General features: G+C 61.2%; 15 protein-coding genes. 12 read left to right on the top strand and 3 right to left on the bottom strand.

Annotated elements, in window-relative coordinates; genetic code table 11:
* The first annotated feature begins 90 nt into the window (after nt 1-90).
* The 5 genes from ribF (at nt 91) to ispH (ending at nt 5908) form a co-directional block, all read left to right on the top strand.
* A complete protein-coding gene (ribF, locus tag HKK57_RS14005) occupies nt 91-1029 on the top strand; it encodes a bifunctional riboflavin kinase/FAD synthetase (RefSeq protein WP_029292040.1) in 939 nt (312 codons plus the stop codon).
* A gap of 13 nt (nt 1030-1042) precedes the next feature.
* A complete protein-coding gene (gene ileS / locus HKK57_RS14010) occupies nt 1043-3874 on the top strand; it encodes an isoleucine--tRNA ligase (protein ID WP_070994145.1) in 2832 nt (943 codons plus the stop codon).
* The gene (gene lspA, locus HKK57_RS14015) at nt 3867-4376 is read left to right on the top strand and encodes a signal peptidase II (protein WP_029292036.1); all 510 of its coding nucleotides are present in this window, start codon (nt 3867-3869) and stop codon (nt 4374-4376) included. The genes ileS and lspA overlap by 8 nt, the downstream gene beginning before the upstream one ends.
* Nucleotides 4377-4383: 7 nt before the next feature.
* Nucleotides 4384-4821 carry an FKBP-type peptidyl-prolyl cis-trans isomerase gene (fkpB, locus tag HKK57_RS14020; protein WP_169851210.1) on the top strand — a complete coding sequence of 146 codons (438 nt, stop codon included), beginning with the start codon at nt 4384-4386 and terminating at the stop codon, nt 4819-4821.
* A gap of 139 nt (nt 4822-4960) precedes the next feature.
* Nucleotides 4961-5908 carry a 4-hydroxy-3-methylbut-2-enyl diphosphate reductase gene (ispH, locus tag HKK57_RS14025; protein WP_029292032.1) on the top strand — a complete coding sequence of 316 codons (948 nt, stop codon included), beginning with the start codon at nt 4961-4963 and terminating at the stop codon, nt 5906-5908.
* Here ispH and HKK57_RS14030 read toward each other — a convergent pair.
* Nucleotides 5862-6443 (bottom strand): GspH/FimT family pseudopilin, encoded by a 582-nt coding sequence (locus tag HKK57_RS14030; protein WP_169390305.1) that lies wholly within the window; start codon nt 6441-6443, stop codon nt 5862-5864. The genes ispH and HKK57_RS14030 overlap by 47 nt on opposite strands.
* 203 nt (nt 6444-6646) lie before the next feature.
* Between HKK57_RS14030 and pilV the strand changes: the two genes are divergently transcribed.
* The 5 genes from pilV to thiO are packed head-to-tail and all read left to right on the top strand — an operon-like array spanning nt 6647 to nt 9933.
* Nucleotides 6647-7132, top strand: coding sequence for a type IV pilus modification protein PilV (gene pilV / locus HKK57_RS14035; RefSeq protein WP_070994141.1), 486 nt, complete (start codon nt 6647-6649; stop codon nt 7130-7132).
* Nucleotides 7129-7836 carry a PilW family protein gene (locus HKK57_RS14040; RefSeq protein ID WP_169390306.1) on the top strand — a complete coding sequence of 236 codons (708 nt, stop codon included), beginning with the start codon at nt 7129-7131 and terminating at the stop codon, nt 7834-7836. The genes pilV and HKK57_RS14040 overlap by 4 nt, the downstream gene beginning before the upstream one ends.
* A gap of 34 nt (nt 7837-7870) precedes the next feature.
* Complete coding sequence (locus tag HKK57_RS14045; protein ID WP_169390307.1) at nt 7871-8362, top strand: pilus assembly PilX family protein; 492 nt, start codon at nt 7871-7873, stop codon at nt 8360-8362.
* A 12-nt stretch (nt 8363-8374) separates the two neighbouring features.
* Complete coding sequence (locus HKK57_RS14050) at nt 8375-8773, top strand: type IV pilin protein (RefSeq protein WP_070994138.1); 399 nt, start codon at nt 8375-8377, stop codon at nt 8771-8773.
* 59 nt (nt 8774-8832) lie between these two features.
* Complete coding sequence (gene thiO / locus HKK57_RS14055) at nt 8833-9933, top strand: glycine oxidase ThiO (RefSeq protein ID WP_070994137.1); 1101 nt, start codon at nt 8833-8835, stop codon at nt 9931-9933.
* A 50-nt stretch (nt 9934-9983) separates the two neighbouring features.
* On the opposite strand, the gene HKK57_RS14060 is transcribed toward thiO, so the two are convergent.
* A complete protein-coding gene (locus tag HKK57_RS14060; RefSeq protein WP_029292019.1) occupies nt 9984-10217 on the bottom strand; it encodes a PP0621 family protein in 234 nt (77 codons plus the stop codon).
* 127 nt (nt 10218-10344) lie between these two features.
* Nucleotides 10345-11370 (bottom strand): outer membrane protein assembly factor BamD, encoded by a 1026-nt coding sequence (locus tag HKK57_RS14065; RefSeq protein WP_169390308.1) that lies wholly within the window; start codon nt 11368-11370, stop codon nt 10345-10347.
* A gap of 149 nt (nt 11371-11519) precedes the next feature.
* Here HKK57_RS14065 and rluD point away from each other — a divergent pair, with 149 nt between their 5' ends.
* Nucleotides 11520-12482, top strand: a complete 963-nt coding sequence (rluD, locus tag HKK57_RS14070; protein WP_029292014.1) for a 23S rRNA pseudouridine(1911/1915/1917) synthase RluD — start codon at nt 11520-11522, stop codon at nt 12480-12482.
* Nucleotides 12479-13204: a peptidoglycan editing factor PgeF gene (gene pgeF, locus HKK57_RS14075; protein ID WP_169390309.1), complete on the top strand. Its 726-nt coding sequence runs from the start codon at nt 12479-12481 to the stop codon at nt 13202-13204. The genes rluD and pgeF overlap by 4 nt, the downstream gene beginning before the upstream one ends.
* Nucleotides 13205-13253 lie beyond the last annotated feature (49 nt).

The following is a 13253-nucleotide window of genomic DNA, read 5'->3' on the forward strand; positions in this document are numbered from 1 at the left end:
TTCGATTCGAATCATTTGGCCTGTGCTGTTGCCTGTCGTCCGGGGCCGGGTGTGGTTATAATCGACCACTTTATGAGCAAGAAGCGCGTTATGCAGCTGGTTCGAGGTCTCCACAACCTGCGCCCCGAGCATCGGGGCTGCGTCGCCACTATTGGCAACTTTGACGGTGTTCACCGTGGCCACCAGGCTATCCTGGCGCGGCTGCGCGAGCGCGCAGTCGAGTTGGGTGTGCCCAGCTGCGTGGTGATTTTCGAGCCGCAGCCCCGTGAATTCTTCACCCCCGAGACGGCCCCGGCCCGTTTGGCCCGCTTGCGGGACAAACTGCAGCTGCTGGCCGAAGAAGGCGTGGACCGGGTCTTGTGCCTGGCGTTCAACCAGCGTTTACGCAGTCTCAGCGCCACCGAGTTCGTCGACCGTATCCTTGTCGATGGCTTGGGTGTGCAGCATTTGGAGGTCGGTGACGACTTCCGCTTCGGTTGCGACCGGGTAGGGGATTTCGATTTCCTGCAACAAGCCGGCGTAACCCAGGGGTTTACCGTCGAAGCCGCGCAAACCGTTGAACTGGACGGTCTGCGCGTGAGCAGCACCCAGGTGCGAAATGCCCTGGCCGCTGCCGACTTCGCCTTGGCCGAGCGTTTGCTCGGTCGCCCGTTCCGGATTGCCGGGCGGGTCCTGCACGGCCAGAAGCTGGCGCGCCAACTGGGCACGCCAACCGCCAACGTGCAACTCAAGCGCCGTCGCGTGCCACTGACCGGGGTGTATCTGGTGAGTGTCGAGATCGACGGCCAACCGTGGCCCGGAGTCGCCAATATAGGCGTCAGGCCAACGGTTGCAGGTGATGGCAAGGCCCACCTGGAAGTTCACCTTTTGGATTTTGCCGGGGATTTGTATGACCGGCGTTTGACGGTGGTTTTCCACCAAAAGCTGCGTGAAGAGCAGCGATTCGCCTCCCTTGAGGCGTTGAAAACGGCGATCAATGCGGATGTCGCCGCCGCCCGTGCACTAGCCGCACCTAGCGCCCATCGCTAATGAAGAGCCTTAAATGACCGACTATAAAGCCACGCTAAACCTTCCGGACACCGCCTTCCCAATGAAGGCCGGCCTGCCACAGCGCGAACCGCAGATCCTGCAGCGCTGGGACAGTATTGGCCTGTACGGAAAGTTGCGCGAGATTGGCAAGGATCGTCCGAAATTCGTCCTGCACGACGGCCCTCCTTATGCCAACGGCACGATTCACATCGGTCATGCGCTGAACAAGATTCTCAAGGACATGATCATCCGCTCGAAAACCCTTGCGGGCTTCGATGCGCCTTATGTCCCGGGTTGGGACTGCCACGGCCTGCCGATCGAACACAAGGTCGAAGTGACCTACGGCAAGAACCTGGGCGCCGACAAGACCCGCGAGCTGTGCCGTGCCTACGCCACCGAGCAGATCGAAGGGCAGAAGTCCGAATTCATCCGCCTGGGTGTGTTGGGCGACTGGGACAACCCGTACAAGACCATGAACTTCAAGAACGAGGCCGGTGAAATCCGTGCCTTGGCCGAGATCGTCAAGGGCGGCTTCGTGTTCAAGGGCCTCAAGCCCGTGAACTGGTGCTTTGACTGCGGCTCGGCCCTGGCCGAAGCGGAAGTCGAGTACGAAGACAAGAAGTCCTCGACCATCGACGTCGCGTTCCCGATTGCCGACGACGCCAAGCTGGCCGGGGCCTTTGGCCTGGCGAGCCTGGCCAAGCCAGCTGCCATCGTGATCTGGACCACCACCCCGTGGACCATCCCAGCCAACCAGGCGCTGAACGTGCATCCGGAATTCACCTACGCCCTGGTGGACGTTGGTGATCGCCTGCTGGTGCTGGCCGAGGAAATGGTCGAGGCCTGCCTGGCCCGCTACGAGCTGCAAGGCTCGGTGATCGCCACCGCCACCGGCTCTGCGCTGGAACTGATCAACTTCCGTCACCCATTCTATGACCGCCTGTCGCCGGTGTACCTGGCTGACTACGTCGAACTGGGTTCGGGTACCGGTGTGGTTCACTCCGCGCCGGCCTACGGCGTGGACGACTTCGTGACCTGCAAAGCCTATGGCATGGTCAACGATGACATCCTCAACCCGGTGCAGAGCAATGGCGTGTACGCGCCTTCGCTGGAGTTCTTCGGCGGCCAGTTCATCTTCAAGGCCAACCAGCCGATCATCGACAAGCTGTCGGAAGTCGGTGCGCTGCTGCACACCGAAACCATCAAGCACAGCTACATGCACTGCTGGCGCCACAAGACCCCGCTGATCTACCGCGCCACCGCGCAGTGGTTTATCGGCATGGACAAAGAGCCAGTCGCCGGCGAAACCCTGCGTAAGCGTGCGATCAAAGCCATCGAAGACACCAAGTTCGTCCCGGCCTGGGGCCAGGCACGTCTGCACTCGATGATTGCCAACCGTCCGGACTGGTGCATCTCCCGCCAGCGCAACTGGGGTGTGCCAATCCCGTTCTTCCTGAACAAGGAAAGCGGCGAACTGCACCCACGTACCGTCGAGTTGATGGAAGTGGTGGCCCAGCGCGTTGAACAGGAAGGCATCGAAGCCTGGTTCAAGCTGGATGCCGCTGAGCTGCTGGGCGACGAAGCGCCGCTGTACGACAAGATCAGCGACACCCTCGACGTGTGGTTCGACTCCGGTACCACCCACTGGCACGTACTGCGTGGTTCGCACCCGATGGGTCACGAGACCGGCCCGCGTGCCGACCTGTACCTGGAAGGCTCGGACCAGCACCGTGGCTGGTTCCACTCGTCCCTGCTGACCGGCTGCGCCATCGACGATCACGCCCCATACCGCGAACTGCTGACCCACGGCTTCACCGTCGACGAGAACGGTCGCAAGATGTCCAAGTCCCTGGGCAACGTGATCGCGCCGCAGAAGGTCAACGACACCCTGGGCGCCGATATCATGCGCCTGTGGGTGGCTTCCACCGACTACTCGGGCGAGATGGCCGTTTCGGAGCAGATCCTGCAACGCAGCGCCGATGCCTACCGCCGTATCCGCAATACCGCACGCTTCATGCTGTCGAACCTGACCGGCTTCAACCCGGCCACCGATATCCTGCCGGCCGAGGAAATGCTCGCCCTGGACCGTTGGGCTGTGGACCGTACCCTGTTGCTGCAGCGCGAGTTGCAGGAACACTACGGCGAGTACCGGTTCTGGAACGTCTATTCGAAGATCCACAACTTCTGCGTGCAGGAGTTGGGTGGCTTCTACCTCGACATCATCAAGGACCGCCAGTACACCACCGGCGCCAACAGCAAGGCGCGCCGCTCGGCGCAAACCGCGCTGTATCACATCTCCGAAGCGCTGGTGCGCTGGATTGCACCGATCCTGGCCTTCACCGCCGACGAACTGTGGGAGTACCTGCCGGGCGAGCGTAACGAGTCCGTGATGCTCAACACCTGGTACGAAGGCCTGACCGAATTGCCGGCCGACTTCGAACTGGGCCGCGAGTACTGGGAAGGTGTGATGGCCGTCAAGGTTGCGGTGAACAAGGAACTGGAAGTCCAGCGTGCGGCCAAGGCCGTCGGTGGCAACCTGCAAGCCGAAGTCACGCTGTTTGCCGAGGAGGGCCTGACCGCCGACCTGGGCAAGTTGAGCAACGAACTGCGCTTCGTGCTGATTACCTCCACAGCCAGCCTCGCGCCATTCGCCCAGGCCCCGGCTGATGCGGTGGCTACCGAAGTACCGGGCCTCAAGCTCAAGGTGGTCAAGTCGACCTTCGCCAAGTGCGCCCGTTGCTGGCACTGCCGTGAAGATGTTGGCGTGAACCCTGAGCATCCGGAAATCTGCGGTCGTTGCGTCGACAACATCAGCGGTGCTGGCGAGGTTCGCCACTATGCCTAAATCCAGCCGTTTCGGACGTCTGGGTTGGCTCGTATTGAGCTTGCTGGTCCTGGTCATCGACCAGGTCAGCAAGGCTCACTTCGAGGGCTCCCTGGAAATGTTCCAGCAGATCGTGGTGATTCCTGACTACTTCAGCTGGACCCTGGCCTACAACACCGGCGCTGCATTCAGCTTCCTGGCTGACAGTGGCGGTTGGCAGCGTTGGCTGTTTGCCCTGATCGCCGTGGTGGTCAGCGCGGTGCTGGTGGTCTGGCTCAAGCGCCTGGGCCGCAACGACACCTGGCTGGCTATCGCCCTGGCACTGGTGCTGGGCGGGGCCCTGGGCAATCTGTACGACCGCATTGCCTTGGGCCATGTGATCGACTTCATTCTGGTGCACTGGCAGAACCGCCATTATTTCCCGGCGTTCAATTTTGCCGACAGCGCCATCTGCGTTGGCGCTGTCATGCTGGCGCTGGATATGTTCAAGGGCAACAAACCCGGAGAAGCCGTAAATGACTGAACAAGTATTGGCCGAACAACGCATTGGCCAGAACACGGAAGTCACCTTGCATTTTGCATTGCGCCTGGAGAATGGCGACACGGTCGACAGCACGTTCGACAAGGCCCCGGCGACCTTCAAGGTCGGCGACGGCAACCTGCTGCCGGGCTTCGAAGCGGCACTTTTCGGCTTCAAGGCAGGCGACAAGCGCAACTTGCAGATCCCGCCGGAAAACGCCTTTGGCCAGCCCAACCCGCAAAACGTACAGATCATCCCGCGTTCGCAGTTCCAGGATATGGAGCTGTCGGAAGGCTTGCTGGTGATCTTCAACGATGCGGCGAATACTGAACTGCCCGGCGTGGTCAAAACCTTTGATGACACTCAGGTGACTATCGACTTCAACCACCCGTTGGCCGGTAAGACCTTGACCTTTGATGTTGAAATCATCGACGTTAAAGCGCTCTAACTGACGATTCCGGCCTATTGTAGGAGCGCGCTAGCTCGCGAAGGTCTTCAACGAAAATCCTGGCATCCTGAATGATCGCGGTGCCTGTGAAATTTTCGCGAGCAAGCTCGCTCCTACATGGCAAGACACGAGGCACAGCATGCAAATCAAACTCGCCAACCCCCGTGGCTTCTGCGCCGGCGTGGACCGGGCGATCGAAATCGTCAATCGCGCCCTGGAAGTCTTCGGGCCACCGATCTACGTACGCCATGAAGTTGTCCACAACAAGTTCGTGGTCGAAGACCTGCGGGCTCGCGGCGCGATTTTTGTCGAGGAGCTGGAACAGGTGCCGGATGACGTTATCGTCATTTTCAGCGCCCACGGCGTTTCCCAGGCCGTGCGCACCGAAGCGGCAGGCCGCGGCCTGAAAGTCTTCGACGCGACGTGCCCGCTTGTTACCAAGGTGCATATCGAAGTGGCACGCTACAGCCGTGACGGCCGTGAGTGCATCCTGATCGGCCACGCCGGCCACCCGGAGGTCGAAGGCACCATGGGGCAGTACGACGCCAGCAATGGCGGCGCGATCTACCTCGTGGAAGACGAAAAAGACGTCGCCGAGCTGCAAGTGCATAACCCTGAAAAGTTGGCATTCGTGACCCAGACCACGTTGTCGATGGATGACACCAGCCGCGTCATTGATGCCCTGCGTACTCGTTTCCCCGCCATTGGTGGGCCACGCAAGGACGATATCTGCTACGCCACACAAAACCGCCAGGATGCCGTCAAACAACTGGCCGACGAGTGCGACGTAGTACTGGTGGTGGGTAGTCCCAACAGCTCCAACTCCAATCGTCTGCGTGAGCTGGCCGAGCGCATGGCTACTCCGGCATACCTGATCGATGGCGCCGAAGACCTGCAGCGCAGTTGGTTCGACGGTGTCGAGCGTATCGGTATCACGGCGGGCGCCTCGGCGCCGGAAGTCTTGGTGCGTGGCGTCATCCAGCAGTTGCAGGCGTGGGGCGCGACAGGCGCCGATGAGCTGGCAGGGCGTGAAGAAAATATCACTTTTTCCATGCCCAAGGAGCTGCGGGTTCGTTCGCTGCTCTGAGCCCTGTCTCGCTGGTGTACCCGCGGCACAATGCCTGCTCGGCCTTGTCGCTGCGCAAGCTGATCCGGCCGCTGGGTGCCAGCACTACCTGATGCAGGCTCAGCGGCTGCTCCGCTGAGCACACATGCACGGTGCCGGCACGAAACCCTCCCGCAGACAGCAGGGGTTCGCCCAGCCCGCTGAAACGAATCTGCGTGCGCACCGGTGTATTGCCTACGATGGGAGTCCGCCCATTGTCCTGGCGCTCCAGCAGTACCGGGTTGTCGTCGTCCAGGTGGCCGCGCCCATTCATGTCCACCACCACCCTCCAGCCTTTGCTCCAGTCGTCATCCAGTGCATGGATGACGACCGTCCGATTGCGAGCAATGGCTTGGGTGCGGGCGTAGCGCAGGCCGGAGGCCAGTGCCTGTGCCGCGCTCAGTCGCGATTGTGAGTCCATCAGGCTCTTGAATCCGGGCACTGCCAATTGCGCCAGGATGCCGCTGACGATCAAACCGAGCAGCAATTCGATCAATGTGAAACCGCGTTGTTTCATACATCGTCCCTCCGTGGACAGTTCATTTGCTTGTGACAGGAATAGTTATAGCGGCGGTCCACGACTGCGCAGTGATGGCCTTCCTGTCCAAAGTATTTCCCTATATTCCGAGGGGCAGCGCGGCTGCCAGGGCGGCGCTAGTCTTGGACAACCCACGGCCATCTCGGCCGTTTTTATGACCCTCGACAAGGATGACGATGGCTATGCGAGCCTGCCCGATAACGTGTTGTACTCCCGTCCCCGCCGCTCGGGAGGTTGGCATGAGCCTGATCGAAGTACTGGTCTCGCTGCTGATTCTCGGCGTCGGCCTGCTGGGGGCCGGGTTGATCCAGCTGAATGCACTCAAGTACACCGACAGCTCCAGAATGATCAGCCAGGCGAGTTTCATCGCCTATGACATGCTCGACCGGATTCGCGCCAACGCGGGTGCTGACTACTCCTGGGAAAGTGGCGATAGCTGGGCAGCCAACACCTTGGCCGCGAGTGTCCGCGACCTGGACTTGCACGACTTCGAGGCCAATATCCGCCACTTGGCTGGCGATTCCGCCAAAGGTTCGATTGCGATCAGCCAGCGCGAGGTGACTATCAGCATCAGTTGGGATGATTCGCGTGCAGCCAATGCTGACAACACCCGTGAAACATTCACCCTGACCAGTCGTGTCGCGGTTGATCCGAGGCCTGTGCTATGAGGCGCTCCAGTGCGGGCTTTGGCCTGGTCGAGGCACTGCTGGCGACGCTCCTGGGGTTACTTGTAGTCCTGGCGGCCGTCCAGGTAACACTGGCTGCCCGAAGCACTGCGGCCAGCCAGCACGCCTCGGCGCTATTGCAGGATGATGGGCGGTTTGTCCTGGGCAAGATGCTCCAGGAGATTCGCCTGGCGGGGATGTTCGGTTGCCTGTCCCTGCCTTTGATTGCTCAGGCGCCTGCTGACTTTTCCAGGCCGGTCAGTGTGCTGGTCAATGGTGCCTCAACCAGCCTGACGCTGGTCACGGGCGATGTCGGCGACCAGGGCAGTCGACCTGATTGGACGGTGCTCAGCAATTGTATTGACAGCGCTCAGGCCTATTCAGGGGTACCCCCCAAGCCAGGGCCCGGGCAGATCGCTTTTCCCGTGCGCAAGCTGACCTACACCTTTGAGTCAGGGCAACTGAAGATCAGCACTCCGGCAACCCCGGCCAAGGCGGTGCTGGTGGATAATGTGGGGGCGTTCGAAATGAGCTTCGGGATGGCCAGCCGGCCCGGGTCCAGTGTCGTGACCCGGTATGACAGCCACCCCAGCGACGAATCGCTGATCCGCACTGTGCGTGTGGCGTTGACGCTCCGCGATCCGGCACGTCGCGCGCGCGACCAGATCTACAGCGCCGTCGCAGCTGTGCGTAATCGCCTTGAATAGTGGGCGCCGGATATCGGCCTCCAGGCAGCGCGGCATGGTGCTGTTGATCAGCCTGGTATTGCTGCTGCTGTTGACGGTTCTCGGGCTGTCATCGATGCAGGGCGCAACGTCGCAGGAGCAACTCGCCGGCAGCATCAGGCACCGCAACTTATCGTTTCAAGCGGCCGAAGACGGGCTCAGGCGCGGTGAGTCGGCTGTGCAGGCGCATGGGTTCGGTTTGCCGGCCTGTCAGTCGCAAGTCACCTGCGCACCGCCAAAAGAGGCGTATGCCATCAGCCAGCCGGGCGTCGATCCGGTCTCGGTCATCGCCTGGGTCGGCCTGAAGGGGGGCGTATACGGTATTCAAAACCTGGGGCCCGGTATCGGAATGGCACATTTGCCGCCCAATACCCCCGCAACTTTATATCGGGTCACTGCTGTGGGGGTCAGCGGTCAGTCGCGCACCGTTCTGGAGAGCGTCTTTGCGCGCGTCGACCCGGATGCCGGTGGGGGATTTCGACGAGTTCTATGGCGACAACTTCAATAGGTGAGCATCACGATGAGCGGCAACTGCAAAGGATTCACCTTGATAGAGTTACTGATTGCACTAGCGATCATTGCCACATTGGCTGCGGTGGTTTATCCGGGGTACAGCGCCCATGTGAAAAAGGCCTACCGCACAGAAATCGTCGGGCTGCTCACGGAGCAAGCCCAGCAGCTGGAACGCTATTACGTGAGAAATGGCACTTTTATTGATGCCAGCGGCGTCAGTACCGGTAATGATCGCTATAGAATCACGGTGATACTGAACCCGCAGGACTTCACCCTGACCGCGACGCCTCTTGCTGGCGCGATGCTGGGTGATACTTGTGGTGAGTTCAGTTTGACCAGCACTGGCGCGCGGGCTAATCCCGGCGCGGTGCCCGGCACCACTCGTCAGGAGTGCTGGGGGCGATGAGGCTGGTGGGCGACGGGGTACCAGGGGTACTCCTTTCTTTTCATGGGCTGGATCGAACAATGACTAAGCAACAGCAAGTCGTAGTGGTGGGTGGTGGTGTTATCGGGCTGTTGACGGCGTTCAACCTGGCAACGCAGGGGCAGGCAGTGGTCGTGCTGGACCGTTCATCGGTCGGGCAAGAGTCTTCCTGGGCCGGTGGCGGGATTGTTTCGCCGTTATACCCGTGGCGCTACAGCCCGGCCGTCACGGCGCTGGCCCATTGGTCCCAGGATTTCTATCCGCAATTGGCCCAGCGCCTGTTTGCCGCCACCGGTGTGGATCCCGAGGTTCATACCACCGGCCTTTATTGGCTGGACCTCGACGACGAGGCCGATGCCCTGGCCTGGGCTGCACGGGAAGGTCGGCCATTGAGCAAGGTGGATGTGTCGGCCGCCCGTGATGCGGTTCCTGTGCTGGGGGCAGGGTTTTCACAGGCCATTTATATGGCCGACGTGGCCAACGTGCGTAATCCGCGCCTGGTCAAATCCCTGAAGGCTGCGTTATTGGCGTTGCCCGGGGTGACCTTGCATGAGCATTGCGCGGTACAGGGCTTTATCCAGGAGGGCGGCAGCATCGTCGGGGTCAATACGGCTCAGGGTGAGGTGCGTGGCGATCAGGTCGTGCTCGCGGCCGGGGCCTGGAGTGGTGAATTGCTGGACAGCCTGGGGCTGACGTTGCCCGTGGAGCCGGTCAAGGGGCAGATGATTCTGTACAAGTGCGCCTCGGACTTTCTGTCGAGCATGGTCCTGGCGAAAGGGCGCTATGCGATTCCACGCCGGGATGGGCACATCCTGGTTGGCAGTACGCTGGAACATGAAGGCTTCGACAAGACGCCGACCGAACCGGCCCTGGAAAGCCTGAAAGCCTCGGCGGTGGAGTTGATTCCGGCACTGGCGGATGCCGCAGTGGTGGGGCATTGGGCCGGGTTGCGGCCTGGTTCGCCCGAGGGCATCCCTTATATTGGCAAGGTGCCAGGGTTTGAAGGGCTGTGGCTCAACTGCGGGCATTACCGCAACGGCCTGGTATTGGCACCTGCGTCTTGCCAGTTGTTTGCTGACTTGCTGTTGGGGCACGAGCCGGTTATTGACCCCGCTCCCTATGCGCCCGTTGGTCGGATATAAGCGTGGGCCCTTGCAGGAGCCGGCAAGCCAGCTCCTACGGTTCCAGGCTTTCAGCGTTCGATAGACTTTGGTCCCTGCTCGAGGTGCGCCTGGGTGCAGTACCACTCCTGCTGCTGGCTCAATGCCCGGTCCTGAGGCAGATGTACGCCACAGTGGGCACAGCGAACCATGGGCGCGGCGCCTTGTTCGCGGGGCTGTTGCTGCGTTGAAGCGGAGCGCTTGAACTTGCGCCAGAACCATACCGCAGCAGCAATCAGGGCAATCCAGAACAGTAAACGAACCATGGCAGGCAGCTTCTCGACAGGGAATGCGGCAGTTTAGCCAAGGATGTTAACGGCGCACAGGGTAATAAAGTCGCGCCATGAAAAAAGGAGCCCCGAGAGGCTCCTTCTTGCGCTGCCAGACTGGTTTTCAGTCAAAGACACCGAACGTCATGTAGCTGAACCACGAGCGATCCTGGTTGTTGCCCAGGGCCTCTGGTGTTTCTTCCTCGATCACGTCGCCGTTCTCGTCATGGGGCTTGAGCTCGGACGGGATGGAGTCCTTGGCGTCCTGATACTGCTTGAGGATGTCCTGGTTGGCGCGGGTTTCACCTGGCGGCAACGGCGGACGGGACTCGATCAGGCCCAGGGTGTACTTGCTCAGCCACGAGCGGTTGTCCGCTTCGGCAACCTGCGGCACAAACTGGCCGTCTTTCAGGCTTGGGTGGTCTGGGTAGTTGAGTTTCAAGGTCTGCAGGCTGGTGTCCGCCAGGGTATCCAGATGCAGGCGCATGTAGGCTTCGGTCATTACTGCCAGGCCATCACCCACCGAAGGGGTTTCCTGGAAGTTTTCCACTACATAGCGGCCACGGTTGGCGGCAGCGACATAAGCCTGGCGCGTCAGGTAGTAGTGGGCTACGTGGATTTCGTAGGAAGCCAGCAGGTTGCGCAGGTAGATCATGCGCTGCTTGGCGTCCGGCGCGTAGCGGCTGTTGGGGAAGCGGCTGGTCAGCTGGGCGAACTCGTTATAGGAGTCGCGCGCAGCACCAGGGTCACGCTTGGTCATGTCCAGCGGCAGGAAGCGCGCCAGCAGGCCAACGTCCTGGTCAAACGAGGTCAGGCCCTTGAGGTAGTAGGCGTAGTCCACGTTCGGGTGTTGCGGGTGCAGGCGGATAAAACGCTCGGCAGCGGACTTGGCAGCTTCCGGCTCGGCGTTCTTGTAGTTCGCGTAGATCAGTTCGAGCTGGGCCTGGTCGGCATAGCGGCCAAACGGATAACGCGACTCCAAGGCCTTGAGCTTGGCCGTGGCGCTTGTGTAGCTATTATTGTCCAGGTCGGCCTGAGCCTGCTGGTACAGCTCGACTTCACTGAGGTTTTCGTCGACGACGTCCTTTGTTGACGAGCAAGCAGCAGTCATGGCGAGGATGGCGATCAGCAGCAGGTGTTTCACTTGCATGGCGGCTTGCGTCCCTATGACGGCCGCTGTCTTGGGCGGGGCCGTCCTGTTATGATGAGCGCCCCGATGAAAGCCTCGGGGCAAAAGACGCCGTATTTAACCACAAGCGCGCAGCCGAAACCAAAGGCTGTGCCACGCCTAGTCTGAGCATGTCCGATAAAATTGAACTTCGCGCAGAGGTGCCGTCCGAATTGGGCGGCCAACGCCTCGATCAAGTCGCCGCACAACTATTCGCTGAGCACTCGCGCTCGCGCCTTTCCGCCTGGATCAAAGACGGCCGCCTGACTGTGGATGGAGCGGTTATCCGCCCGCGAGACATAGTTCATGGCGGTTCGGTTCTTGAGCTGACTGCCGAGCAGGAAGCCCAGGGAGAATGGATCGCCCAGGACATCGAGCTGGATATCGTCTATGAAGACGACGACATCCTGGTGATCAACAAACCCGCAGGCCTGGTGGTTCACCCGGCGGCCGGGCACGCTGATGGCACCTTGCTCAATGCCTTGTTGCACCATGTGCCGGACATCATCAATGTCCCGCGCTGCGGCATTGTCCACCGCCTGGACAAGGACACCACCGGTCTGATGGTGGTGGCCAAGACCATCCAGGCACAGACGCAGTTGGTCACACAATTGCAGAGCCGCAGCGTCAGCCGCATCTATGAGTGCATCGTGATTGGTGTGGTCGTGGCGGGTGGCAAGATCAACGCGCCTATCGGTCGTCATGGCCAGCAGCGCCAGCGCATGGCGGTGATGGAGGGTGGCAAGCAGGCCGTCAGCCACTACCGCGTGCTGGAGCGTTTCCGTTCCCACACCCATGTGCGGGTCAAGCTGGAAACCGGCCGTACCCACCAGATCCGGGTGCATATGGCGCATATCAACTTCCCGTTGGTCGGCGATCCGGCCTACGGTGGTCGCTTCCGTATTCCGCCGGCCGCCAGTGTGACCATGGTCGAATCGTTGAAGTCGTTCCCGCGCCAGGCGTTGCATGCACGCTTCCTGGAGCTGGATCATCCGACGAGCGGTGAGCGGATGAGCTGGGAATCGCCACTGCCCGACGATTTTGTCTGGTTGCTGTCGCTACTCAAGCAAGACCGCGAGGCCTTTGTCGGATGAGTGACTGGCTGATTCCTGACTGGCCTGCGCCGGCCGGGGTGAAAGCCTGTGTCACTACCCGTGCGGGCGGCGTCAGTCTGGCGCCGTTCGACAGTCTGAATCTGGGCGATCATGTCGAGGACAGCCTTGGGGCTGTACTTGAGAATCGCCGTCGTCTCACTGCCGCGTTCGATATCCAGCCGGCCTGGCTGCGCCAGGTCCATGGTGTCGTCGTGGTCAAGGCCGATCCGGGGCAGATTGCCGAGGCAGATGGCAGTTGGACCGATACGCCCGGCATCGCCTGCACGGCGATGACCGCCGATTGCCTGCCGGCCTTGTTTTGCAACAAAGCCGGGACCCGGGTTGCCGCCGCCCATGCCGGTTGGCGTGGACTGGCCGCGGGAGTGCTGGAAGCTGCCGCCGAAAGCCTGGACACTGCGCCTGCCGACGTACTGGTCTGGTTAGGCCCGGCGATTGGCCCGAAGGCCTTTGAAGTGGGCCCGGAAGTGCGTGAAGCCTTCGTGCAGCAACATCCGCAAACCGCGCAGGCCTTCGTTCCCAGCCATAATCCTGGCAAGTTCCTGGCCGACCTCTATCAGTTGGCGCGTCTGCGCCTGGCTGCGCGCGGTATCACCGCCGTTTATGGTGGCGGTTTGTGTACGGTGACCGACCCACGCTTCTTTTCTTACCGGCGCAGCCCGCGCACCGGTCGATTTGCCTCCCTGATCTGGCTCGAACGCTAGACTCTGCTGATCCATATCATGCATCGCCGGCTTGAATCCTCCAGAATCC

The organism is Pseudomonas sp. ADAK21, from assembly GCF_012935735.1.
Lineage (GTDB): Bacteria > Pseudomonadota > Gammaproteobacteria > Pseudomonadales > Pseudomonadaceae > Aquipseudomonas > Aquipseudomonas proteolytica.

What these genes read in the sequence shown, in the direction of transcription:
- ispH (WP_029292032.1), top strand. Translation starts at nt 4,961, where the DNA reads ATGCAAATCAAACTCGCCAACCCCCGTGGCTTCTGCGCCGGCGTGGAC.
- pilV (WP_070994141.1), top strand. Translation starts at nt 6,647, where the DNA reads ATGCGAGCCTGCCCGATAACGTGTTGTACTCCCGTCCCCGCCGCTCGG.
- lspA (WP_029292036.1), top strand. Translation starts at nt 3,867, where the DNA reads ATGCCTAAATCCAGCCGTTTCGGACGTCTGGGTTGGCTCGTATTGAGC.
- HKK57_RS14060 (WP_029292019.1), bottom strand. Translation starts at nt 10,217, where the DNA reads ATGGTTCGTTTACTGTTCTGGATTGCCCTGATTGCTGCTGCGGTATGG.
- rluD (WP_029292014.1), top strand. Translation starts at nt 11,520, where the DNA reads ATGTCCGATAAAATTGAACTTCGCGCAGAGGTGCCGTCCGAATTGGGC.
- HKK57_RS14040 (WP_169390306.1), top strand. Translation starts at nt 7,129, where the DNA reads ATGAGGCGCTCCAGTGCGGGCTTTGGCCTGGTCGAGGCACTGCTGGCG.
- HKK57_RS14030 (WP_169390305.1), bottom strand. Translation starts at nt 6,443, where the DNA reads ATGAAACAACGCGGTTTCACATTGATCGAATTGCTGCTCGGTTTGATC.
- pgeF (WP_169390309.1), top strand. Translation starts at nt 12,479, where the DNA reads ATGAGTGACTGGCTGATTCCTGACTGGCCTGCGCCGGCCGGGGTGAAA.
- thiO (WP_070994137.1), top strand. Translation starts at nt 8,833, where the DNA reads ATGACTAAGCAACAGCAAGTCGTAGTGGTGGGTGGTGGTGTTATCGGG.
- ribF (WP_029292040.1), top strand. Translation starts at nt 91, where the DNA reads ATGCAGCTGGTTCGAGGTCTCCACAACCTGCGCCCCGAGCATCGGGGC.
- HKK57_RS14045 (WP_169390307.1), top strand. Translation starts at nt 7,871, where the DNA reads ATGGTGCTGTTGATCAGCCTGGTATTGCTGCTGCTGTTGACGGTTCTC.
- HKK57_RS14050 (WP_070994138.1), top strand. Translation starts at nt 8,375, where the DNA reads ATGAGCGGCAACTGCAAAGGATTCACCTTGATAGAGTTACTGATTGCA.
- ileS (WP_070994145.1), top strand. Translation starts at nt 1,043, where the DNA reads ATGACCGACTATAAAGCCACGCTAAACCTTCCGGACACCGCCTTCCCA.
- HKK57_RS14065 (WP_169390308.1), bottom strand. Translation starts at nt 11,370, where the DNA reads ATGCAAGTGAAACACCTGCTGCTGATCGCCATCCTCGCCATGACTGCT.